Annotated in this window: 22 protein-coding genes; 7 read left to right on the forward strand and 15 right to left on the reverse strand. The window is 39.7% G+C overall.

Going from position 1 to position 24,139, the window contains the following annotated elements; genetic code table 11:
* Nucleotides 1-4: 4 nt before the first annotated feature.
* From glmU to Q9R21_RS08025, 8 genes are all read right to left on the reverse strand, one after another.
* Nucleotides 5-1,369 carry a bifunctional UDP-N-acetylglucosamine diphosphorylase/glucosamine-1-phosphate N-acetyltransferase GlmU gene (gene glmU, locus Q9R21_RS07990; RefSeq protein ID WP_311204107.1) on the reverse strand — a complete coding sequence of 455 codons (1,365 nt, stop codon included), beginning with the start codon at nt 1,367-1,369 and terminating at the stop codon, nt 5-7.
* A gap of 20 nt (nt 1,370-1,389) precedes the next feature.
* Entirely contained in the window at nt 1,390-1,911 is a 522-nt protein-coding gene (locus Q9R21_RS07995) for a phosphatidylglycerophosphatase A (RefSeq protein ID WP_174894072.1), read from the reverse strand.
* Nucleotides 1,889-2,806 carry a thiamine-phosphate kinase gene (gene thiL, locus Q9R21_RS08000; RefSeq protein WP_311204108.1) on the reverse strand — a complete coding sequence of 306 codons (918 nt, stop codon included), beginning with the start codon at nt 2,804-2,806 and terminating at the stop codon, nt 1,889-1,891. Before thiL ends, Q9R21_RS07995 begins: the two co-directional genes overlap by 23 nt.
* A 17-nt stretch (nt 2,807-2,823) precedes the next feature.
* Nucleotides 2,824-3,273, reverse strand: coding sequence for a transcription antitermination factor NusB (gene nusB / locus Q9R21_RS08005; RefSeq protein WP_004280924.1), 450 nt, complete (start codon nt 3,271-3,273; stop codon nt 2,824-2,826).
* 4 nt (nt 3,274-3,277) lie between these two features.
* Nucleotides 3,278-3,748, reverse strand: coding sequence for a 6,7-dimethyl-8-ribityllumazine synthase (gene ribE, locus Q9R21_RS08010; RefSeq protein WP_004280926.1), 471 nt, complete (start codon nt 3,746-3,748; stop codon nt 3,278-3,280).
* Nucleotides 3,749-3,766: 18 nt separating this feature from the next.
* Nucleotides 3,767-4,882 carry a bifunctional 3,4-dihydroxy-2-butanone-4-phosphate synthase/GTP cyclohydrolase II gene (ribBA, locus tag Q9R21_RS08015; protein ID WP_311204109.1) on the reverse strand — a complete coding sequence of 372 codons (1,116 nt, stop codon included), beginning with the start codon at nt 4,880-4,882 and terminating at the stop codon, nt 3,767-3,769.
* A gap of 399 nt (nt 4,883-5,281) precedes the next feature.
* A complete protein-coding gene (locus tag Q9R21_RS08020) occupies nt 5,282-6,793 on the reverse strand; it encodes an aldehyde dehydrogenase family protein (protein WP_311204110.1) in 1,512 nt (503 codons plus the stop codon).
* Between the two features lie 345 nt (nt 6,794-7,138).
* A complete protein-coding gene (locus Q9R21_RS08025; RefSeq protein ID WP_311204111.1) occupies nt 7,139-8,101 on the reverse strand; it encodes an alpha/beta hydrolase in 963 nt (320 codons plus the stop codon).
* Between the two features lie 293 nt (nt 8,102-8,394).
* On the opposite strand from Q9R21_RS08025, the gene Q9R21_RS08030 reads away from it, so the two are divergent.
* Entirely contained in the window at nt 8,395-10,095 is a 1,701-nt protein-coding gene (locus Q9R21_RS08030; RefSeq protein ID WP_311204112.1) for an NAD-dependent malic enzyme, read from the forward strand.
* Between the two features lie 671 nt (nt 10,096-10,766).
* Here the strand turns inward: Q9R21_RS08030 and Q9R21_RS08035 are convergent.
* The 5 genes from Q9R21_RS08035 to Q9R21_RS08055 form a co-directional block, all read right to left on the reverse strand.
* A complete protein-coding gene (locus Q9R21_RS08035) occupies nt 10,767-11,003 on the reverse strand; it encodes a VF530 family DNA-binding protein (protein WP_002058193.1) in 237 nt (78 codons plus the stop codon).
* A gap of 197 nt (nt 11,004-11,200) precedes the next feature.
* Nucleotides 11,201-11,569 (reverse strand): antitoxin Xre/MbcA/ParS toxin-binding domain-containing protein, encoded by a 369-nt coding sequence (locus tag Q9R21_RS08040; RefSeq protein ID WP_004647602.1) that lies wholly within the window; start codon nt 11,567-11,569, stop codon nt 11,201-11,203.
* A gap of 90 nt (nt 11,570-11,659) precedes the next feature.
* Entirely contained in the window at nt 11,660-14,623 is a 2,964-nt protein-coding gene (locus tag Q9R21_RS08045; protein WP_311204113.1) for a tyrosine-type recombinase/integrase, read from the reverse strand.
* Entirely contained in the window at nt 14,620-16,803 is a 2,184-nt protein-coding gene (locus Q9R21_RS08050; RefSeq protein ID WP_005094674.1) for a hypothetical protein, read from the reverse strand. The genes Q9R21_RS08045 and Q9R21_RS08050 overlap by 4 nt, the downstream gene beginning before the upstream one ends.
* A 2-nt stretch (nt 16,804-16,805) precedes the next feature.
* Complete coding sequence (locus tag Q9R21_RS08055) at nt 16,806-17,297, reverse strand: hypothetical protein (protein WP_034606356.1); 492 nt, start codon at nt 17,295-17,297, stop codon at nt 16,806-16,808.
* A 310-nt stretch (nt 17,298-17,607) separates the two neighbouring features.
* Here Q9R21_RS08055 and Q9R21_RS08060 point away from each other — a divergent pair, with 310 nt between their 5' ends.
* On the forward strand, nt 17,608-17,871 hold the full coding sequence (locus Q9R21_RS08060; protein ID WP_311204114.1) for a hypothetical protein: 264 nt from the start codon (nt 17,608-17,610) through the stop codon (nt 17,869-17,871).
* Nucleotides 17,872-17,940: 69 nt separating this feature from the next.
* Here Q9R21_RS08060 and Q9R21_RS08065 read toward each other — a convergent pair whose 3' ends face one another.
* Both Q9R21_RS08065 and Q9R21_RS08070 read right to left on the reverse strand, forming a co-directional pair.
* Nucleotides 17,941-18,255: a hypothetical protein gene (locus Q9R21_RS08065; RefSeq protein ID WP_311204115.1), complete on the reverse strand. Its 315-nt coding sequence runs from the start codon at nt 18,253-18,255 to the stop codon at nt 17,941-17,943.
* 99 nt (nt 18,256-18,354) lie between these two features.
* Nucleotides 18,355-18,684, reverse strand: a complete 330-nt coding sequence (locus tag Q9R21_RS08070) for a DUF4236 domain-containing protein (RefSeq protein ID WP_311204116.1) — start codon at nt 18,682-18,684, stop codon at nt 18,355-18,357.
* A 375-nt stretch (nt 18,685-19,059) separates the two neighbouring features.
* On the opposite strand from Q9R21_RS08070, the gene Q9R21_RS08075 reads away from it, so the two are divergent.
* The 5 genes from Q9R21_RS08075 (at nt 19,060) to Q9R21_RS08095 (ending at nt 24,136) form a co-directional block, all read left to right on the forward strand.
* Nucleotides 19,060-19,698 carry a VWA domain-containing protein gene (locus tag Q9R21_RS08075; protein WP_114392574.1) on the forward strand — a complete coding sequence of 213 codons (639 nt, stop codon included), beginning with the start codon at nt 19,060-19,062 and terminating at the stop codon, nt 19,696-19,698.
* Nucleotides 19,699-19,728: 30 nt separating this feature from the next.
* On the forward strand, nt 19,729-20,367 hold the full coding sequence (locus Q9R21_RS08080; protein ID WP_114392572.1) for a TerD family protein: 639 nt from the start codon (nt 19,729-19,731) through the stop codon (nt 20,365-20,367).
* A gap of 10 nt (nt 20,368-20,377) precedes the next feature.
* Nucleotides 20,378-21,013: a VWA domain-containing protein gene (locus Q9R21_RS08085; RefSeq protein WP_148334862.1), complete on the forward strand. Its 636-nt coding sequence runs from the start codon at nt 20,378-20,380 to the stop codon at nt 21,011-21,013.
* 133 nt (nt 21,014-21,146) lie between these two features.
* Nucleotides 21,147-22,199, forward strand: coding sequence for a TerY-C metal binding domain-containing protein (locus Q9R21_RS08090; RefSeq protein ID WP_311204117.1), 1,053 nt, complete (start codon nt 21,147-21,149; stop codon nt 22,197-22,199).
* A gap of 110 nt (nt 22,200-22,309) precedes the next feature.
* Nucleotides 22,310-24,136 carry a PP2C family serine/threonine-protein phosphatase gene (locus Q9R21_RS08095; protein ID WP_148334860.1) on the forward strand — a complete coding sequence of 609 codons (1,827 nt, stop codon included), beginning with the start codon at nt 22,310-22,312 and terminating at the stop codon, nt 24,134-24,136.
* The last annotated feature ends 3 nt before the right edge of the window (nt 24,137-24,139 follow it).

Consider the following 24,139-nt stretch of genomic DNA (forward strand, 5'->3'; position numbering starts at 1 on the left):
CCCCTTATTTCTTGATTTTTTGTGGACGTGGATAGTTTTCTTTGGCAAATTGCTTAGAGCGTTCTACTGCCAAACTGTTGTCTTCCACATCACGGGTAATCGTTGAGCCTGCACCCACTGTGGCACCGTTGCCAATTTTCACAGGTGCCACCAATGAACTGTTCGAGCCAATAAAGGCTTGATCACCAATAATCGTTTTAAATTTATTCGCACCATCATAATTACAGGTAATAGTCCCTGCACCGATGTTTGAACCACTGCCAACTTCTGCATCACCCAGGTAGGTAAAGTGGTTGGCTTTAGAGCCTAAACCAATCGTGGTATTTTTGACTTCAACGAAGTTACCAATATGTACTTCATTGGCCAGTTGTGCACCCGGACGTAGTCGTGCAAAAGGTCCAATTTGGGTATCTTCACCCACGATGGCGCTATCGAAAATACTATATGGCTGAACCTTGGTGCCAGCTGCAATCTTGGTATTCTTGATAATACAGCCAGCGCCAATTTCAACGTTGTCGCCGAGCTCGCAATCACCTTCGATAATCACGTTGATATCAATGCGGACATCCTGGCCGACAGTTAAATTGCCACGCAAGTCAAAGCGGCTTGGATCAATCAGATGTACGCCTTGCTGCATTAGCTGTTTGGCTTGATAAACCTGGAACTGACGCTCTAAAGCAGCGAGCTGCACACGGTCATTGACCCCTTCAACTTCAAAAGCCATTTCAGGTTCTACAGATGCAACTTGCATACCATCTGCCAAAGCCATCGCGACGATATCCGTCAGGTAATATTCACCTTGAGCATTGTCATTACTTAAACTTGGCAGCCATTGATGCAGTTTGGCATTGCTGACCGCATAAATACCGGTATTGATTTCTTTAATCTGACGTTGCTCTTCGGAAGCATCTTTGTGCTCAACAATAGCCTGGATTTCACCATTTTCACGGACAATACGACCATAACCATTCGCATCCGGCAGGGTAAGCGTCACCAGACCAATACCGATTTCTGCGGTGGCATCGAGTAATTTTTGCAAGGTCACAGGATTAATGCACGGTACGTCGCCGGAAAGAATCAGCGATACGCCGTCGTGAGGCAGTACAGGCAAGGTCATCTGCACCGCATGACCGGTACCCAGCTGTTCAGCCTGTTCGACCCATTTAATATCCTGTTGTGCAAATGCTGTTTGAACCCGGTCACCACCATGACCATAAATGGTAATAATATTATCTGCGTTTAATTTTTTTGCCGTTTCAATGACATGACCCAGTAAAGGACGTCCTGCAAGGGGTTGTAATACTTTCGGTAAGCTTGAACGCATGCGCGTGCCTTTACCTGCAGCAAGAATAATAACAGTCGTTGACATGTTCTAATCCTAAATATGGCTTATGCCACGGTGAAGTAAAAATAAAGCAAAATACAAAGAGCTGCCCAAAGGCCGGCAATAATGTCATCCAGCATGATGCCGAAGCCACCGTCCACTTGACGGTCAATCACCCGGATCGGCCAGGGTTTCCAGATATCAAATAACCTGAACAGGGCAAAACCGATGAATAACCATAACCAGTTCATCTGACCTAAGTAGATCAGGGGCAAAAATGTGATGGATTGTCCTGCAAACTCATCCCAGACGATGCGTCCATCATCATGTACGCCCATGACTCTAGCAGTATGCCCGCAGATATATATGCCAACCAGGGACATGATGGCAATGGCAAAAACACTGTTTAGAAAACCAAGATGCAGCCAAATAGGAATAAATAAAAGTGCAAAGGCCGAACCAAAGGTACCGGGTGCTTTAGGTGCCAGACCGGAACCAAAACCAACCCCACTAAAGACAATCAGTCGGTCGATCCATGACATGGCTTTAAAATTAATCGCAGGTTTATGCAAAATGTTGATACCCATTAAATTGAAGTGAATGATCTACGCCATCTTTTTCAAAAGTTAAGCCGTGTTGCTGCTGAATTGTGCCGATCATACTAATCGAAACATCAAGTTGTTTTTGCAATAATTTTTCGTAATTTTGCGGGCTTATTGTAAAGCATAATTCGTAATCATCGCCACCAGCGAGGGCATATTGCCATTTTTGCTCATCGTTTAAAGCATGCAGGGTGGGACTGATCGGCAGGTTTTCAAGTTGCAGCTTGGCACCGACTTGAGAGGCTTTGAGAATATGTCCAAGATCTTGGGCCAAACCATCCGAGACGTCAATCATGCTATGCGCCAGACCTTTTAGGGCAGCACCGAGCTGACAACGTGGCGTTGGATAGTCCAGACGTTTTTGCAGTGGATGACCAAGATGCTGGAGTGCAAAAGCTGCATCACCGACAGTTCCACTGACACAGATCAGATCACCGGGTTTCGCACCTGAGCGTGGAATGGCTTGACCAATATCCACCCAGCCCAATGCTGTGACAGACAGGGTTAAATGAGGACTTTGAGTGGTATCACCACCGATTAAGCTCACACCAAATTGATCGCAACAATCATATAAACCCTGACTAAAAGCTTTTAGCCAGTCATGATCAATTTGGGGTAGGCTCAATGCGAGTAAAATACTGTGCGGGGTTGCGCCCATCGCGGCAATATCAGATAAATTAACCGCCACAGATTTCCAGCCAATCGCATGTGGATCGGTATTCATTGGAAAATGGCGTCCAGCAACCAGGGTATCGGCACAGATGACCAGTTGTTGCTGTGAAGGGGGGGTGAGCAAGGCTGAATCGTCACCGACGCCTAAATCGACAGAATGGGCATTCTTGCGATTGAAATAGGTGTCGATAATCGAAAATTCAGCCATACAACAAATCTACGCTATTAGTTAGACTGCTGTTTTTCTGCTGCACGCAAAGTTGTCGCTAAACGATCCAATACACCATTGATGTATTTATGGCTGTCGGCACCACCAAAATGTTTAGCCAGCTCGATCGCTTCATCTAAAACCACGCGATATGGAATCTCAAGATGTTCTTTGAGTTCATATGCACCAAGACGAAGGGTCGCAAGTTCAACACCGTCAAGTGCTGAAAGTTCGCGATCGAGTACCGGGATTAAGAGCGCATCCAATGCTTCATGATTGGCAACCACTTGAGTCAACAATTCATGATAATAGCTCAGATCCACTTTGTGCATGGCATTTTCCACACGAGTACGTGCTTCAATCTCATGCACCGGATTGTGGCTCATCTGCCATTCATAAATTCCTTGTACAGCAAAGCGACGTGCTTTACGTTTTGCTGCATAAGTTGCTTGAAGTGTTTGCGACATAGCGTTAAATAGCCTTTAACAAGTTAACCATTTCAATCGCAGTCAGGGCAGCTTCGCTACCTTTATTGCCTGCTTTTGTTCCAGAGCGTTCAATCGCTTGTTCAATACTGTCCGTAGTGAGTACACCGTTAATGACAGGCAAGCCAGTGTCCAGGCCAACCACGCCTAAACCTTTGGCACATTCGCCTGCAACGAAATCGAAGTGAGGCGTGCTACCACGAATCACGGCGCCAAGCGCGATGATGGCATCGAAACGATCTGAAGCTGCCAGTTTTTTCGCAACTACAGGAAGTTCCCAGGCACCAGGTGCATGAACAACAGTGATATTATCCTCTGATACACCATGACGTTTCAATGTATCAATGGCACCTTCTAACAGATGTTCAACCACAAAGCTGTTAAAACGACCAACTAAAATCGCATAACGGTCTTCGTTCGCGAGATGTAACATACCTTCAATACGGCGAACTGCCATAACAACCTCGATGATTTCTTAAGATGTTTGTTGTGCGGTGATGTATTCCACCACTTCTAAGTTAAAGCCTGATAGTGCATTGAAACGCAATGGAGAGCTCAGCAGTTTCATTTTTTCAACGCCTAGATCACGCAAAATTTGTGCACCCACACCAATGGTCTGATACTGCTGAGACAATGCGGAATTTGATTTTACATTTTTTGGCGCTTTAAGGGTATCTAATGCTGGACCCAAATCCTGTAAATGGCGCTGGCCAATCCAGACCAAGACACCACGATCACTATTGGAAATTTCTTTCAGGGCACGATCCAGGTTCCAGGCCGGTTCGCCATCCTGTTTCTTCAATTTGAGCAAATCGCGGGTCGGGTTAAAACCATGTACACGTACCGTGGTCACACCCTCTTTAGGCTCACCTTTGACCAAAGCCAAATGAATATCCGGATTGCCCAGTTCACGATAACGATATAAATCAAATGTGCCGTATTCGGTGTCGAGTTTTTGATGATCGAGACGCTCAACCGTTTGCTCATTGGTCATGCGGTAATGAATCAGGTCGGCAATCGTGCCAATTTTCAAACCATGCTTTTCAGCAAAAACTTCAAGATCCGGACGGCGCGCCATGGTGCCATCTTCATTAATGATTTCACAAATCACCGAAGCCGGTTCCAGTCCTGCTAAACGAGAAAGATCACAACCTGCCTCAGTATGTCCGGCACGGTGCAATACACCGCCTGGTTGCGCCATCAGCGGGAAGATATGTCCTGGCTGTACAATATCTGCTGGTTTGGCATGAGCAGCCACAGCAGTTTGAATCGTGTGCGCACGTTCAGCTGGAGAAATACCGGTAGAAATACCTTCAGCCGCTTCAATCGACAGGGTAAAATTGGTTCCATGCTGGGCGCCGTTGGCATCGACCATCAACGGCAGATTCAACTGCTGGCAACGCTCTTTACTTAAAGTCAGGCAGACCAGACCACGTGCGTGGGTGATCATGAAGTTGATGTCTTCAGGACGTACGTGCGTGGCAGCAATGACCAGGTCGCCTTCATTTTCACGGTCTTCATCATCCATCAGGATGACCATTTTTCCTGCACGGATATCTGCTACAAGCTCTTCAACAGTATTGAGCGGCATCAACCTTCACCTTCTTTTTTGATCTTGATCAGACCGAATCATGACATTATTGGGTACATAGTCTAACGCTTTTTGCGCAATTTTGCCTATGCTTATTGCTTTCCCTCTAGTGGTTCATTGTTATACACAGTCTTGATAAACATGAAAAGCCGACTTTAAATGAAAGCCTGGGCTTTATGCAGGTTTTTTGAGCAATTAAAAAGCATAAAAAATGAGAAACTTAGGTGAAATCAACATAAGCTCAGACATTAAGGTGTTTTCAGAAAGTATTTTAATTTATTGTCAGTCATTCAATGGAATTCTGGACGAAAAATGCTGGAAAATTTTACCTAGTATTAAAATTTTTAAAAAATATTAGGTTAAAAGCGGACCGAAGCCCGCTTTTAATCATCAGATCGTTTAGAAAAAACCTGCCGGTTTGGTTGAATAGCTCACCAACAGATTTTTGGTTTGTTGATAATGATCCAGCATCATTCTGTGATTCTCACGCCCAATCCCTGATTTTTTATAACCACCGAAAGCCGCATGGGCAGGGTAGATGTGATAACAGTTAGTCCAGACCCGACCTGCCTGAATAGCACGGCCTGCACGGTAAGAGGTATGCGCTGAGCGTGACCAGACACCGGCACCGAGTCCATAAATCGTATCATTGGCGATCTTGATCGCATCATCGAAGTCTTTAAAGGTAGTCACAGCCAGTACAGGCCCGAAGATTTCTTCCTGGAAGGTCTTCATGTCATTGGTGCCTTTAAAGATGGTCGGTTCAATATAGAAACCTTGACCCACTTCATGACGTGCTTCACCACCGGTCAGGATCTGTGCGCCCTCTGCACGGCCAGTGGCAATACAACCCAGAATCTTGTCCTGCTGTTCCTGTGAGGCTTGCGCGCCAATCATGGTATCAGTATCCAGGGGATGCCCGGTTTTAATGCGTTGCACCCGTTCTACCGCACGCGCCAAAAACTCATCGGCAATGCTTTCCTGCACCAAGGCACGGGAAGGGCAGGTACAGATTTCACCCTGATTCAGGGCAAACATGGCAAAGCCTTCCAGTGCCTTGTCCAGATAATCGTCTTCCTGATCCATAATGTCAGCAAAGAACAGATTCGGTGATTTACCACCGAGTTCCAGTGTTACCGGAATAATATTCTCGGTGGCATATTGCATGATCAGCTGACCCACTGCGGTTGAGCCGGTAAAGGCAATCTTGGCAATACGGGGATTGGTCGCCAGTGGACGGCCGACTTCGACCCCGTAGCCATTGACGATGTTCAACACGCCCGGCGGCAAAATGTCCTGAATCAGTTCAGCCAGAACCAGAATACTGACCGGAGTCTGTTCTGCAGGTTTCAGCACAATACAGTTACCTGCAGCCAAGGCTGGCGCGAGTTTCCAGGCGGCCATCAGAATCGGGAAATTCCAGGGAATGATTTGTCCGACTACACCAAGCGGTTCATGGAAATGGTAGGCAATGGTATCTTCATCAATTTCGGAAATGCCGCCTTCCTGAGCCCGGATACAGCCGGCAAAATAACGGAAATGGTCAATGGCCAGTGGAATATCGGCAGCCAGCGTTTCACGGATCGGTTTGCCATTGTCCCAGGTTTCTGCCACCGCCAACATTTCCAGATTTTGTTCCAGACGATCTGCAATTTTCAACAGAATATTGGAACGGGTGGTCGGCGATGACCGGTTCCATTGTTCTTTGGCTTTGTGCGCTGCATCTAAGGCCAATTCAATGTCTTCTACAGAAGAGCGCGGTACTTTGGTAAAGACTTTGCCATCTACCGGAGAGAGATTGTCAAAGTATTCACCTTTGACCGGAGCGACCCATTCGCCGCCAATGAAATTATTGTATTGTGCTTTAAATTGAATTTTTGAACCGTCAGTATTGGGGTCTGCATAACGCATAATCTATTCCTTTATATGATTGTTAGTGGTGCAGGTCGAGCGCATGTTGCCGATCAAAAAATATAGGGGCTTTTGCATTCAGCTCTACTATAAAGAGGGAAAAAGACGGACGGTTGTTTGTTTACAGGCTTGCTACAAAAGACAATATTTGGAGACAAGCAGTAGAAGAATAAAAGTTATAAATTCTCAAGCCTTAAATTTAAAAACAAGGGCTTATAGCATTTATAAAACATCGAAAGATTGGCATATTTTCAATGTGCTTGATTACATTCCAACCTAATAAGGATTCAAAAGAAGCCAAGCAGGAGAAATGAGGGTAAGTTTCATTTCTCCTTCCACGTTTATCTAAAGCCCTTTGTCATGCAGCCATTGAAACAGCTGTTGATAAACCTGCTCACGCACAGATTGCTCTGAAAGCACTAGATCATGTAAACCGTCCTGGATACTTTGAACCGTGACATCGCCTTTAATTTTTTTGGCATATTTCTGAATGTCTTTAATGCCTAGAATTACATCGCTGCTCTGTGCGGCTTTGCCCCATTTTTTAGGATATAAGGTCTGATGCGAATGCATGATCAATACCGGAATATCGAGCTGAACACCGCGATGAATTTCTTTCTGTGCCTCATGAATGGCACGAATAAAACTGATCCGAACCATCGGGTAGCGGGTCTTTTTCCAGTCCAGACTGAAGTCCCATTCGCCTTTTAAATCCTTATGAAGGCTGGTGGCATACCACTTGTTCAGCTCGCTTGGAAATTTAAGATTGGGAAAAATTTTAGCCAGTCTGCTCAATTGCGGGATGCCGAGCGCGCGCTTGATCGGATTCATGTTGAAGTCATAAAACGGACTGTTGACCCAAAGCGCTTTGATTAAAGGATGCTGCGGATGATGTGCCGCATACAAGGTTGTGGTCAGGCCGCCGGTAGAATGACCACAGAGCAGGGCAGCATCGTGACCCTCGGCTGCTATAATGTCGAGTGCCTGGGTAATTTCTGCATCATATTCAGCCAGGCCATAGACGTTATAATATTTTTGATGTGGCAGAATCGAACGTCCGTATTTTCTTAAATCCAGCGCATAAAAGTCAAAACCATGCTGATTAAAGCGCTCTGCCATTTCGGTCTGAAAAAAATAATCGATAAAGCCGTGAATATATAAAACTGCTTTTTTTGTGGATTGGGCTGCTTTTTTACGGATCAGGGTTGCTACGACTTTGCCCTCATAATCATCGGGAAAGTTTAAGGTCGCTTGCTCATAGCCTGTTCCCAAAATATCGGGCTGATAAAGCGGTTGCAGTTCACTCATTTTTATACTCGTTCATCTTATTAAATTTATGCTTTATCCTTGATGAGCTGAGGTTTTTTGTCAAACAGATCTTGCGGCCGATTTAAATTAAAAATACGAATACGGGTTAATTTTAGAAACTATCCAAAACTTAGGCTGAAAATGAGTGTTATCAGATTATAAAATCCTGCTACAAGTATTATAAATTTGCTAAATGACCCAAGAGGCTAAAATCAGGATAAGCTATATAAAATAACGAGAGTGATGTCATTATTTTGGCAGAACTGCCGAAGATTGATTAGATGAGTTAAATAATGCCCAGAGAAAATTTGAACAGTAAACGCCCTTTATATATTCCTTATGCTGGAAATACTCTGCTAGAACTCCCACTACTCAATAAAGGCTCTGCATTTTCTGAAGAAGAGCGTAGAAGCTTTAACTTGCATGGCTTGATTCCTCATGTCACCGAGACAATTGAAGAACAAAGTCAGCGTTCTTATCAGCAGTATTGTGCTTTTAGCAGTGATATTAACAAGCATATTTATTTGCGGAATATTCAGGATACCAATGAGACCCTGTTTTACCATCTGATTGAAAATCACCTCAGTGAGATGATGCCGATTATCTATACCCCGACTGTGGGTGAGGCATGTCAGCGCTTTTCTGATATTTATCGCCGTCATCGTGGGATCTTTATTTCCTATCCTGACCGTGATCAGATCGACCAGATTATTCACAATATCAATAAAAAGAACGTGAAAGTGATTGTGATTACAGATGGTGAGCGCATTTTGGGTCTTGGAGATCAAGGCATCGGTGGTATGGGGATTCCCATTGGAAAACTGGCACTCTACACCGCATGTGGCGGGATCAGTCCGGCCTATACCTTACCGATTACTCTTGATGTCGGTACCAATAATCAGCAGTTGTTAAATGACCCGATTTATATGGGCTGGCGTGAACCACGAATCAGCGGCGATGAATACTATGCTTTTGTCGAGATGGTGATTCAGGCGATTCAACAGCGCTGGCCAGATGCCTTAATTCAGTTTGAAGACTTTGCACAGAAAAATGCCATGCCTTTGCTGGAAAAATACCGTGATCGAATCTGTTGTTTCAATGATGATATTCAGGGCACCGCTGCGGTGTCTGTCGGCAGCCTGATTGCTGCTTCGCGTGCAGCAGGCAAACAGCTTAAAGATCAGGTGGTTACTTTCTTGGGTGCTGGTTCAGCCGGTTGCGGGATTGCAGAACAGATCGTTAAGCAAATGGTTGCTGAAGGCTTAAGTGATGCTGAAGCACGTGCACGTGTGTTTATGGTCGACCGCTTTGGCCTGATCACAGAAAATCAGCCGAATTTATTGGATTTCCAGCGCAAACTTGCACAGCCGCTTGAAAATGTAGAAAGCTGGGCAGATGCAGAGAGTATGATTTCTCTACTGGATGTGGTCAAACGTGCCAAACCGACGGTACTGATAGGTGTATCTGGACAGCCAGGTCTATTCACTCAGGAAGTGATTGAAGCCATGGCTGAAAATAGTGTACAACCGATTGTTTTCCCTTTATCTAACCCGACTTCCCGCGTAGAAGCTGTTCCGGCCGATATCTTGCAATGGACCAATGGCAGAGCATTGATTGCGACGGGTAGCCCATTTGCACCAGTGAATTATCAGGGACAGATTCATCATATTTCCCAATGCAATAACTCTTATATTTTCCCGGGTATCGGTCTGGGCGTAGTTGCTTCAGGTGCAAAACGTGTCACGGATAATATGCTGATGGCCTCGAGTAATGCCTTGGCGGACTGTTCTCCTAAACTCAAAGACCCTCAGGCAGATTTATTGCCGAATCTGGATTGTTTACAGTCAATTTCGAAGCAGATTGCCTTAAAAGTGGCACTTGCTGCGATTGAAGACGGAGTAGCACCGAAAGTCAGTGTAGAAGAATTGCAGCTAGCAATAGAGCATAATTTCTGGACACCGCAATACCGTGACTATCAGCGGATCACCTTTTAATTGTATTGAAGATGGATTCTTATCATCGCTAGTTTTTTTGCGCCAGCCTGCTTTCATCTGATTCATTGATGGAATATCAAAAAGCCCTGATCTTTTGATGAGGGCTTTTTTATTGCCGTAGGGGGGGTACTATGGTCATATCTTGGTTATAAAATCAGAAAGTACATTAAGAATTTTTTATTGAGTGAAACAAAAATGAAAGGATCATTTAAAAAAATAACATCAACATAAAAAAAGCCCCGATCTTTCGATCAGGGCTTTTTTAGAATCTGGAGCGGGAAAGGAGACTCGAACTCCCGACCCCAACCTTGGCAAGGTCACCGATATTTATTCCATTAAATTACATTAATTATAAGTATATGATTTAATTGGTAGTATTTGGTTTTTGGTAGGGCGAATTTTTGATGAATTTAGATCATTTAATGTTATTTTGGTCACTTTATTTTAGACATTTTAGTTTGTAAAAGTCACCTATGTTTTGATCCTGATTTTTCATATTATTAATAACATTATATTGTTTAATATAGTGTTATTAATAATTTATAAATCGACTACAACATGTAGTAGCGAAGATGCTCAAAATGCACTTACTACGTAACATCAGTTAAATAAAAGTCTCCCACAAACCCGGTACGGTTCAAATTTTATGATGAGAGGGGTGTTGCCTGGGGCTACGGTTTCTGTTTGGCCTTTTGGCGTAAGACGTACAAATATAAGCTTTCTACTTTTTCACGTGCCCATGGTGTGGTACGCAAGAATCGCAATGATGATTTAACACTTGGGTCTATGCAAAAACATCTAATTTCAATTTTACGACTTAAACCTTCAAAGCCACCGTAGTAATCCAATAATTCATCCAAAATGTCAGCAAGTTTTTTACCGTGTAAAGGGTCATTGGAGGTGTTCATAATAGATCAATCGTATTTTGGGTGGCCATTATTATAACCTGGGCTAGTTGGAAAACTAGAGAGTTGGAATGTAGGTAATGATGGACTGGACTGCTCCCAGTATACCTCTTGAGAAGAGGAACTTCTTATACCTTGAATTTGAATTATTAGACAAAATTATGACTTTTAATTTTCTGTGTAATGAAGCTTTGTATTTCTTAATATTTACCCTGAAGCCGAAGTCCTTCGACTACGTTTAATACAGTAGCTAATCCATGAGTAGTCTGAATCTGTTTTATCGGAATGCCTTTGGTTAGCTTATTTGGTGACTTCATAAAATGCTGCATCCATTTAGCCTCTCCACCTGTTAGAGCATCTAGTGATATCGCAATACGAATTAAAATAATTGCGAGTTCTCCCTGACTTGAATCGGGATCTAACTCAAGCGAATTTAAAGTTTCCACTGAATCTAAATTGATAACGATAGCAAGCTGGTCCTGTGTCAAACCAAGTTGTTTTGCAGATGATAAAACAGCTTTAGTTAATACCTTTTTTTGTTTTGCAATTTTTTCTGATGTTTTATGCATGACTGATCTCAGTTTCAGACGTTGCTGATACCTAGAGTTTATACTATTTGATTATCGTTTCTCAGAGTTCAAATTTTTATTACAAACAGCTTAAAGACGAGAAACGATCATTAGATACATCAGTAGTTTGAATACCCCAAGTGCTTTTGCATCTTTATACTTGAAAGAGAACTTGATTCGCTCTTCATCCTCATTCAGGCTGAAATTTTCTATCCGTAATGCTAAATCCTGTAATGTGTTTTTGAGCTGTTCCTTACTCCGTTGGGAAAGCTCAAGATGAAGATATTTTTTAGGAAATAAACTGCTGATAAAAGACATAAACTTTTTCAGTTGGCGTTTTTCATTCAGTTCAAAAATGAACTGGGCTGAATTGGGCTGAACTTTTTCAAGATAAATTGAATAGATCGTATTGAGCTGTTTTTCATATTGATGATGTACTGTTGTGAAGCGTTCCTGAACCTTATGAATGATCTGTTTTTCTTCCTGATTGGTGGGCAACATGGTGACCAGTGCATCAGGAGATTTTCTTAAAAAGTCTGTAGTAAATAGGCGGGAAGATTTTTTTTGGTTTAGACAGGAAGTTTTCAAATGCAGGGCTCTAGCACGTAATTTTTTTGCTACTTGCAAAGGAATAGCTTCAGGTAATAAAAGATTCTCTTCTTTTTCAACTACAAGAATGTGATGCAATAGTTCAAAATTCATTTCGGAATCATGTGCTCCCAGTACGAGTGGATCAGTGGAACGCTGGTGCCCTGGTTGATATTGATGATCATGTTGCTTGTAACGGTCTTTAGTGAGTTGATCAAATAAGAACGACCTGATTGCACGTTGTTGAACAGGGTATTTAACAGCAGCATCATGTTTTAGAATATTAAAATAGGCTTCTTTAGGAAGCGGGCTTTGTATTTGATTGAGCTGATAACTGATTGCCAGATGCATTAAATGCAGATAGCTAGAACAGGTTGTTTCAGGTGTCAGATGCCCGGCAAAATGAGAAAGGGCGTACCAGATCTGTTGAGTATTTCTGTTTCGTTGCAAGGCATAACGGATGCGGAGTTGCTCATTTGGCGTATAGTCTGTAAATGCATCAGCAAGCGGTGAGTGTTTTAAAATCAGATAAAGATGATTAAATGCTGAATGACGCAGGCTGTGATAAGTAAAATTGTGCTCACCGAAAAATGACTGGATTAACTGTTTTAATAGAGAATTTACTTCATTTTCATGAGTTTCTTTTAAGGACTGTTTTAGAAACAGCGGTTGTGCAAGTGATTTTCCTTGTGCTTTTAGAACTCGTTGTCTGTTCTCACTATACGTTTTGAATGCGTGTAATTCGCCTGCTTTAAGCAGATGATGAAGAGGGATCTTACGGTAAGCTGAATAACTTTTTTGATTTTTACTGCGATTATTTCGGATAGTTAACATCACAGCATCTTCAGTAATAAACAGATCACGGGCAAAAATATTTAATGTTTCATTAATCCGTAGTCCGGCTCTGAAACCCAGAATAAAAATAAGTTTAAACATATTTTTATCTTGAACCGAAATACCTTGATTAGTTTCGAGCCGCTGTAACATGCCGTGAAAAAGATGTGGTGAGATCAGTGCGGTTTTGCAGATTTTTGGTTGGATTAAATTATCCAGATCGACAGCCGGAGCATTAAAGAACAAGCTCTGTTTGTGATGAAATTCCTGTAGACGTTTTTGTATAGTCGCTCGATTCGTTTCTTTCTTTAATAAAAGCATTTCTCCATACATATCTTCAAAGTCAGCATCTGAAAATGATGCAATATCTTTGTCTTGCGTTGCCTGTAGCCAATGGACGGCAAACTGTGAAAACATGGTATTTAGAGAACTCTGCTTAATTGACTGAAAATCTGCTTGTATAAGCTTGCGCTTAAATCGTTGCTGCTGCTGAATAATATGATTGAGAAGGTCTAGTTGGGAATCCGTTAATTTTGAGCGTAGAATGCTCCACAGCAGCAAACGCTCCAAGGCTGGAGGTTGTTCCTTGGCGTATAATTCTATGAGTCGATCGCTATAGTTTTTTGCACGAATAGCTCGACGTATTTCTGCTAAAGCATCAGCTATATCTATAGAAATATTGGTTATAGAGGGAGCCTGATGGTTTTCACAAGTATTCTCAATCTTATTGTTATTAGGATTAGCTTGTTCAACCTGAACAAAATAAGCTGCTAATTGTTTTTCAAGAGGACTTGAACTGCAAATTTCATTTTTTAAGATACAAATGGACATTTGATCCAGTCCGCTGTTTTTCAGGAACTGTGTATAGTAAAAACCGTATTTTAACAGGTCCTTACAACGTACTTTTTCTTTAGGAAAGCATTCGATAATACAAGCATTAATCAGTTGTTCTGCATTATAAATGTCCGAAAATAAATCAAATTTTTGATGTTTTAGTCTGTAGATCCAGCATTTCACAATATCGTGCAGCACAAATGTTTTGGTATAGCTGACTGAAAACTCAAGGTCATTAATACGCTGATTACCGAAATTTGGATTTGGGATCTCTAGAGAAACAATATGATTCGAGTCTAAGAAGCTTTGAAATTTCTTTGTTTTTAAAATGATTTTTAAAAACTTTTGTAGTTCGTTCTCATTATAAATGCCATTGAATAATATTGTGCTGATCAAACAAAAAGCGAGGGATTGAGTTGGACTGAAGTCATTATGTCCTGTCCAGTGAGCAATCAAATTTTTGGCAAATTGAGTCACCCTTTTACCATGTTTTAAAGTCTCAATATTTTGCTGAGGTGGGGGGCTTTCATGACTAACAGGTGTTGCAGGAATAGGGTAGTTTTGATTTGATAAACGATTAAAACGCTTGATATATTTCGCGAATTCTAAGCGTGCCATTTTATGACTACGAGTATTAGATTTGTACTTTTCTAAAAGTTGATTATCGACTTGTCTATATACATCGGAATAGTTTCCAGGTGTAAGCTCTAGGCATTTCTCACTAAATAATTTAAGAAGAAATTCCTTATTTTTTATAAGTTTTTTTTGTCGTTTTATGGAGTGTGGATGTCTGCTCATTTAATCATGATCCCGTTGAATGTCGACATACTTTTAAGTTCTAATATTTCGACAAGCTTGTCTTGTGCCACTCGAATATGATCGTAATCAGTTGCCTGAAAACCCGAATAACGATCAAACAGTCCCTGCATTGCTTCGTCATGACCAAAGATGCCTTTAACTACATCTTCATTGCAGTATTGTGCAAAAAAATAACGAGCAAAGTGGCGGGTCCAATTGCGCTGAAGGGCTATTTCTGTACAGTATTTTTGAATATCAGAAAGTTCTAAATTTCGGATATATCCTTGTGGATCGTAAAATAATAGAAAGGGGCGTTCACCCTCGAAGATCTCATGGATTGCTTGTACTTGTTCATTGGACAGATAGGCTTTCGTGAGGTAGAGAAAGTGTTTTAAATATTTTAGGTAATGCTGTATTTCATCACGAAGATAATCGTTAAACGGTAGATATCGTCCAATGGTGCCCGAATAACGCTGCTCTTTATCTGCAACAGCCATCAATTGATTGTCGAGGTCAATATAATCTAGATTGGGCGGGAAGGACTCACTTGGTCGGGCAGAGGTCATAATCATGCAAATATGCCAAAGCCAAATTGAATAATACTTCAGTGTTTTGAAAGGATTTGGATTACCCCGAACTTGTTCATCAAGCTGTTTAAATAAAGATTTAACCAGTGGCAGATCAGGTGTTTGCTGACTACCGAAAGTAATAGGAGATTTAAATTCTTCGATATAACTACTGTTGAGGTGCGGGCAAACTAGATAAAGTGTTTGGCTATAAATATCGAGAATATCTATGATCTGTGTTGAAGAGTAATGGCATGGAATATAGTGTTGAAGGCTTACGCCGCTAAGTAACTTACTTTCCAATTCATAACCTAGCTCATTCAATGTAATGTCACTGAGTAAACGTGGGAGATTTTGTTGAGTTAGCTGGAAAGTCAGCTCTTTATTGATGCTACGTAAATGCTCTTGTACCTTTGAATCAATTTTTGCATGATCCCACTTTTTTAGTTGAAAAATATTTTTAAAGTAAACTTGAGGCAAGGGAATCGTAAAAGAGTTTATGGTATTCAGCATATGTTCTTTTAAAACAAAATCTTTGAATTTAGAGACTTCAAAGCTTTGTTTGAAGAAACACGTGTCAGGCTTCAGTAAAACCTTTTTATTTTTTGCAGTGATTCGTGAGTTTTTTTGGAAAACTGGCAGATCTTTATAATAAGTAAGGCTGAGTACTGAAAATAGAAGTAAAGCATGAATGGGAGAACTTTCTGCTTCTTCAAATAAAACTTGCATAACGTGCCGTGCAGTAGGTAAATCGAAAACCCGAGGATTTGGCTTGTTCATTAGCTCATTCTTGTTTTGATGCAGAATTTTACTTTTCAGATTTACGATTTGAGCAGTGACAGAATGTTGCTCTAATCCATTAAATTCAAAGTTATGATCTTCAACTGTTTCAATGATTTTATCTTCGCGTGATTGTTTAGCTGTACCCTGTTCAAACTTGGTCTGATACGTTTGCTCATCATCAAGAGTAGTTCTTGATGTCTTGTAAATATCTGTTTGGGGAGATTCTTGTTGGATGCCTGGATTACTTTGACGGTGTCTTTTTTGACGTTCTGATTGAGTATAGGTATACGTATAAATAACGCGGATTTCTGCCAATTGGCCTATTTCGGTTTTCTTTAAACTCTCTTTGGATTTGTCAAATAATTTTCTATTCTCAGTTTCAGCTTCTTTTAGAAATTCAACAAGATCGTCTAATTCGATCGGAAGAGACGGTAAAAAATTGTAAAGCCAATGGTATTCCTGCTTTGTACTGGCTAAACGAAAACGTCTACAAAGATTAGCTACAGTAGCTGCATGTTCTTTGCTATCAAGTAATTCAATGCATTGAGTATTGAAAATGGCCCATTTCAGTGCATTTGATTGATATGCTGATGGAGTGTTGATCAGCGCCAGGAGATAATGAGCTAATGGATACTTACTAATCGATAGATCAGTAGGATGCTGATTCATAATTTTAATTAGTTTAACGATTTCAGCTGGTCGGATGAAATCATTGAGCTTAAAGAAGTCCTGATCATTTTCCAGTTTTGCTTCCGCCAGTGCTTGATAGAAGTCTCGAAATGGTTCAAGCTTTAATTCTTGAGTATCTTCTAAATAACGATATTCATTCATGATTAAATTCCCGCCAGAATTTTTTCTAATGACAGTGGGTCGGCATAATTTGAAATAGAACTCACTGGACTTTTGGATTTAGACAGTCCTGATAATTCTCGTAGATAATTGATAGTTAAAACTTCCTGACCGAAAACTTCCTGAAGATGTGCAGCTAAGTATTGTTCATTTAGCCAATTCGAAATGACGTCTAAGCCATGAATGGAGTGGTGTAATCCGGAACACAGTAAGGCCTTTACTTCGCTTAAAGCCTGGATGGTGAATTCGTAGGAATTATTTTTTTCATAAGCTCTGAACTTAAATTCATTTTTATTCTTGTTGTAAAAATAGGCATAGATCCAACTGAAATGACTACTAAAAAAATAGTGATCAGCTTTGTCTGTTGTCAGAAGAGGGATTTCGATATTCTGTTTAAAAGTTAAATTCAAGTGATAGTTTTGCTGTTTCTGATTAAGCTGAAAAAATAGAGCAATCCAGATTTGATAGGCATGCATACAGTTTGGATAACACATTAATTGCAGGTTTTTTGCAGGCACGCGATAATTTGGTGTGTTTTTCTTTTTTACAGACATACAGTGATACTTCCCCATATTTGTGCCAAATGGCTGAAAATAAAAAAATAATATTCATATAGTTTTCAATAGTGAGACAATGGCTAAAAATACCATATATTGTATTTTTTCTTCTTTAAATCACTATATATAGTTATCTGTTGTTTATAAAAGTGTGATTTAAATCAAAAAATAAATAAGTTTTTGCTAAGCAGGTGGACAAATTTAACTTGATTGATATCGAGAGCCGTATATGGAAATTAAACAACTGAAACAGGTAGAAGTCGTTACAGATGTTGTATGTGATGTATGCAACCAATCAACGAAATTGGAATTTGGAACTTTATCTGCGCATTGGGGCTATGGTTCTAAGTATGACGGGGAAAGATATGAATTGCAGTTATGTGAGAAATGTTTTTTTTATGCACTTGCGACATTAAAAAAAGAGCGAGCAGATGAGTTTATGTTTGATGAAAACTTTGACCCTTCAACCCTAGATGGGTTTGGGTTGAAGTGAACCTATCATCGCGACAGGTTCTAAGAATCCAGAAAATACTGATTCATATCCACGCTAGCAGCTTCATTTTTAATGGCGAGTAAGGGATTCAGGAAAAATATTTTTCTTTGCTTCGAGGTCACTGAGTTCGGAAAATGCTTGAATACCGCCTGCGGCTTTAATTCCATCTAAAGCGACAGATAGAGCTTCCTGATCTGACAGGAATGTTTCATCCCATACGGTAGAAGTACCACTTTGGCTCACCACTTCCAGTGTCCAATCACTATCAGGTAATCGATAAATTAGAATTTCAATTTGCTCATTATCCTCTTGTAAAACTTGAGATAAGGGAGAGTCGATTAAATCATTTTCATCATAATCCAGAGTACTGTCATGATCAGACATCAGCGGCAGCCTTTATTGTATTTAACATCCGTCCATAGTAATGAATGAATTAAATTTTGCCTAGCAGTGGATATTATGGGGTACAAAGAATGGCTAAATTCAAAAAATAATTACCCCGACAATAAAACAAAATAATCCAAAAATTACCCAAATCCAGACATTCGATTTGGGTTGCTCGGTATCTGATGTATAGAACGGTTGTTGTTCCTGAGCAGGATTCTCTGGGTTGCCAGCTCTATTTTTATAGGGTTGGCGCTTGGAATAGGATAGGCCTGTGCCAGGAATACCAACGCTGGTTCGGGTGCCTTTTTTGCCAATATTTAAAGAAGCACCAGGTTTGCCAATGCTTGCACTGCTGATGCCTTTATGCGTCAGATTGATTTTTAATCCAGGTAAGATTTTAATACTCTTGCGAAATCTGAAGCCCATATTTTTCCCCCTATAAAATTGAATCTACCTTATTTTATGAAGTACAATAAGTATAATTTTATATAATATAATTACTAATTATTTACTTAAGTTATGGAGTGTCATAACTTGATTGTTTAGCATTGAATAAAATTGATACATGATTTTGATATATAACATGTTTTACGAGAAAATGGTAGCTTTTTGACGAATTAATTTCATAAAAAATATTGTCATTATTTATCAAAATTCAGTAAATTTTACTTGTGCTTATCTTTGCTTAATATTAATAATAATGGATAGAAAGTAAATTTTATTAATGGAATATTAAAGAATAAAATTACTTACTAGATCTATATTGAATCTTACTACAGTTAAAAATTTTTAGGGGTAAAAATGAGAAGACTACCAGTTTACTTATTACTAGATACATCAGGCTCAATGATGGGAGAGCCTATTGAGGCTGTAAAAAATGGTGTAGAGATACTTGTTTCATCATTAAGACAAGATCCTTATGCATTAGAAACGGCTCACCTTTCAATAATTAGTTTTGATACAAATGCAAAACAGATAGTTCCTTTAACGGAAATAGCTATGTTTAATTCTCCTCAATTACAAGCTACAGGAACAACACAGTTAGGAGAGGCACTAGCATTATTAGCTGAAAAAATTGAGCAAGAAGTTCAAAAAACAACGCCTGAAGTTAGAGGGGATTGGAAGCCTTTAGTGTTTATTATGACTGATGGCGTACCAACTGATGATTGGAAAAAAGGCTTTGAAAAATTAAAACAAGTTAAAACAGGGATGATTATTGCCTGTGCGGCAGGTCATAACGCAGATACATCCATTTTAAAACAAATCACTGAGGTTGTAGTCGAATTGGCGACTGCTGATACCAATACTATTAAAGCCTTTTTCAAATGGGTTTCTGCAAGTATTTCTACTGGTAGTCAAAAAGTAGATGCGGGGCAGAAAGAAGTGAATGGATTGAACGATTTACCCCCACCTCCACCTGAAGTAAATGTTGTACTTTAACTAATTATAAATAATCGAAAGGAAAAAATGATGGCGATTACATTAGCCAAAGGACAAGGCTTAAGCCTTGAAAAATCGCAACATAATTTATCTTTAGTAACCATCGGTTTAGGCTGGGATATTGCTGAAAAAAAGACAGGTTTTTTGGGAGGTTTATTTGGAAGTCAATCTGCAGAATATGATCTAGATGTAGTGGCTTTTTTATGTGATGCAGATGGTAAGGTTCGAGATTTAGGGTGGGATGGAGCGGGGAATGCCACGCTTAGAGATAGTGATGTAATTTTTTTTAATAACTTATATCATCGTTCGGGCAACATTCGGTTAACGGGAGATAATCGAACAGGAGCTGGTGATGGTGATGATGAACAAATTATTGTGAAGTTAAATTCACTGTCAAACGATTATCAAAAAATTGTATTTATTGTTCAAATTTATGAGGGTATTAAAAATAATCAACATTTTGGTCAAGTGGATAATGCATTTATTCGTGCTGTAGATGCATCTGGTAAAGAGATGGTGCGTTTTGACTTATCTGGTAAAGGTTATGATCAGCAACGTTCATTGTTATTTGCAGAACTGGTTCGTGAAATTAATGGTTGGAAATTCAATGCTTTAGGTCAATCTTCTGCATCTGATAATTTTTTGGAATGGTTAAAAGAATACGTATAAAGAGATAACAATGCGCCGTCTACCAGTTTATATTTTGCTTGATACATCAGGTTCTATGAAAGGAGAACCCATTCACTCTGTGAATGTTGGTCTCCAATCTATGTTAAGCGCTTTAAGGCAAGATCCCTACGCTCTTGAAAGTGTTTATATCAGTATTATTACTTTTGATATTGAAGCAAGGGTTTATTTGTCACTTACACCTCTGGAGGAAATTCAAATTCCAGAAATTGAAGTGCCGAGTTCAGGTGCAACATTTATGGGAGCAGCTTTGGAATTACTTGCGCAGGAAGTCGAAACCAATGTTAAGAAAACCACATCGGATGAAAAAGGTGATTGGCGCCCATTGATTTTCCTCATGACAGATGGTTCTCCTTCAGATGTTTATGCGTATCAGCAAATAATTCCTCATATCCAACAATTGAATTTTGCAACCATCGTGGCTTGTGCAGCAGGTCCAAAAGCAAAAACTGAGACTTTGTTACAGCTTACGCAGAAAGTAGTAGTACTCGATACTATGGATACCACTTCATTCTCAAGTTTCTTTAAATGGGTTTCAGCAAGTGTCGTTGCAGGAAGTAGTAGTGCAGGAATTAGTGGACCAATATCACTGCCACCACCACCATCTGAAATTCAGTTAGTGTTATAAGGGAAAATTCAAATTTTTCTCGTTTGATTTTATGTTCGGATCGATGATCTTGCTTAATTGTATCGATGAATTAATAAGATCAAACTTATAATAGATTTTTAATGTAAATCATAACAATAAGATGGGATGAATTATGCGCCGATTACCTGTATTTTTTGTAATTGACTGTTCAGAGTCGATGGTTGGTAAACCGTTAGAAGCAGTTCAAGAGGGTATTGATTTCATCATGAAAAGTCTCAGGACAGATCCTTATGCTTTGGAGACGGTTTATGTTTCAATTATTGCCTATGCAGGAATCGTGCGTACTCTAGTGCCATTAACTGAGTTATTTGCATATCGACATTGTGAATTACCCTTAGGTGGAGGAACACATTTAGGTAAAGCTTTAGACCATCTCGGTAAAGAAATCGATCGCTTTGTTATACGTACAACAGTAGATGTAAAAGGTGATTGGAAACCAGTTGTTTATTTGTTTACCGATGGACGCCCTACAGATGATTATCAAGAAGCTATTTATCGTTGGAAAACAAAATACGAAGACAAAGTATCGTTGGTAGCTATTGGTTTAGGTCAAGATGTCGATTTTACTATTTTGAAACAATTTGCAGAACATTGCATTATGCTCGATCAAGTTGATCAAGCATATGTAAAAAGCCTATGTAAGTGGATTAGTGCATCGGTTGTTTCGCAAAGTATTAGCGTAGGTCATCAGAATGAAAATCAACAAATATTGCCCCTTGATGAACGCTATATGCATTTGGCAAAAAATAAATTAAGCTTCCGCAAAGGCCATGCAGACGATCGTACCGTAACTTTTATAGGACGCTGTCAAAAATTGCATCATCCTTATATTCTAAAATATACACGTAACATGCAATACGATGGTCTATCTGATCTAAATATCAGTTTATATAACTTTAAATTAGACACTTGTGAAACAATTTCTGAAGATTATTTTAGCTGGACAGATCAGACTGCGGATAAGCCGACAATTAATACTGCACAGCTTGAAGGAGATGCGCAATGTCCACACTGTTATGCTGAAACAGCATTTGCTATGTGTGACTGTGGAAATTTGATGTGCTATGACGGTTATTCTGAATATGTGGTCTGTCCTTGGTGTCATAGACAAGTGAGTTTCACTATCTCCAGTGGTGGTTTTGACCTTACGCGCGGGCAAGGTTAATTATAATTACTTAAAATTTGGCTGATATTAGATATATTGGTTAAAAATTGCTCACTGGTAAAAAGAAACAAATAATGTGTTTGAAGAGTTGATTCTTAGGAAAAAAATATATGCATGAAAAACTTGCGGTAGAAATTCAAAAAATATTACAGAGAAAAAATTTAGTATTTACATCAACATTTGTTGATTTTTTCTCAAAAGATGAACATGTTCAACAACTTGATCAGCTTTTGCTACATCTGGGTGTTGACTTTAATCGTATTATTGCTTGTGAGCAATTAGATTTATTTGCAAAAAAATCGACTTATTTAAACCATGAATATGATTTGACAGTATCTTGTCATGATGCATCTCAGCAGCTTAACAAAAGCACTATTCTAGAAACACAGCAGATGTCTCCTAAAGAGTTAAATTCATCACTTACAGATGATCTAAAAGATGGTATCAGACTTGAGGAGTTAACTGTTGATGTAGAGATTGATAATAATACTAAGTTAGAGTTTATTAGCCAAAATGATGATGAAACAAAAATGATGGAGCATCTTAGAGAGCTAGAGACTCAAAAAGAAAATATGACTTGTGTTCAAGATGTCTTAAAAAAAATTGATACGACTCCAACTTTAGCAAAAATTACCCCACTTGATGATTCCTCTCCACAAGACCAATCTCCAACTCAGATAACAATAGAAGATAATCATTCTATGTATAGTAATGAAGTAAAGTTCCAAGTTGAAAATGCGCGTGTCGGACAGTTTTATAATTCTAAGATTTCAATTAGTTCAGCACATGACTTCAACAAGATTCGATTTAAAGCAGAAAGTTTTAGATTTGGAAAGCATGACTTTTATTTTGATGAGGAGTCCCAAACAGTACGTGGTGAACCTGAACATGCCGAAGAGTTCGAATTCACTTTCCAATATAGTATGGATAATGCAACCCATTCAGGCCGTTGCAAGCTTAATATCATCCCAGATCCACGTAGTTTATGGAAGGTGCTTGAACCTGAAGCAGGTCAACCGTTTATTAAGGATCATACAGACCAGCGCCTTATATCTACGGAAAAATTTGATTTAATTGCAGCCAGTCGTCGAGGACGCTCTCATGAACATGCAGGGACATTCCGTGACGATGATTTTAGTCTTTTTTATATTCCAGATACAGAATGGTCAGTAATCACTGTTGCTGATGGTGCAGGAAGTGCAATTTACTCACGAGAGGGCTCAAGAATTGCAGTAGATATTGTTGAAAAACAATTTTCTGGATATTTGAATGCCGCTACAATTACTTCACTTGAGGAAGATCTTTCGCAATGGCAAATAGGGCAACAAGATGAAGTAACGAAGCAAATTGCTAAAAAATTAAATGAGCAATTCTTTAATGTTTATTATGATATTTATAAGTCAATTATTGAAGAGATTGAATTGCAGGCTAAAGCATCTAATGTGCCAGCAAAAGCATTTTCAACAACTTTATTGGTGGCTGTTGTCCGCCAATATCAAAACAGAACTTTTATCAGTACATTTTCAGTCGGAGATGGGGCGATCGCTGTTTATAGAAGAGATTCGGTTCGCTTAATGAATGTAGCGGACGGTGGAGAATATGCGGGACAAACACAATTTTTAGATCGTAGTATTGCTTCAGACTTCGGCACCCGTATCAAAATTGGACATTTCAATGATATTGATGCGGTATTGATCATGACAGATGGAATCTCTGATCCTATTTTTGAGACAGAGGTTGGCTTGGGACAACATCCGTTATGGACAAAAATGTATCAGGAAATTGAACCTTTATTCCACCAGCCAGATGCAGATGTCGCATTGTTAGAATGGATGCACTTCTTTAAACCGGGTCATCATGATGATCGAACCATGGCAGTGCTATGGAATAAGAAGGCATCAGCATATCAATTAGACCAAGATTCAACAGAAGTATAAGGA

The sequence above is a fragment of the Acinetobacter sp. RG5 genome (assembly GCF_031844265.1).
GTDB lineage: Bacteria > Pseudomonadota > Gammaproteobacteria > Pseudomonadales > Moraxellaceae > Acinetobacter.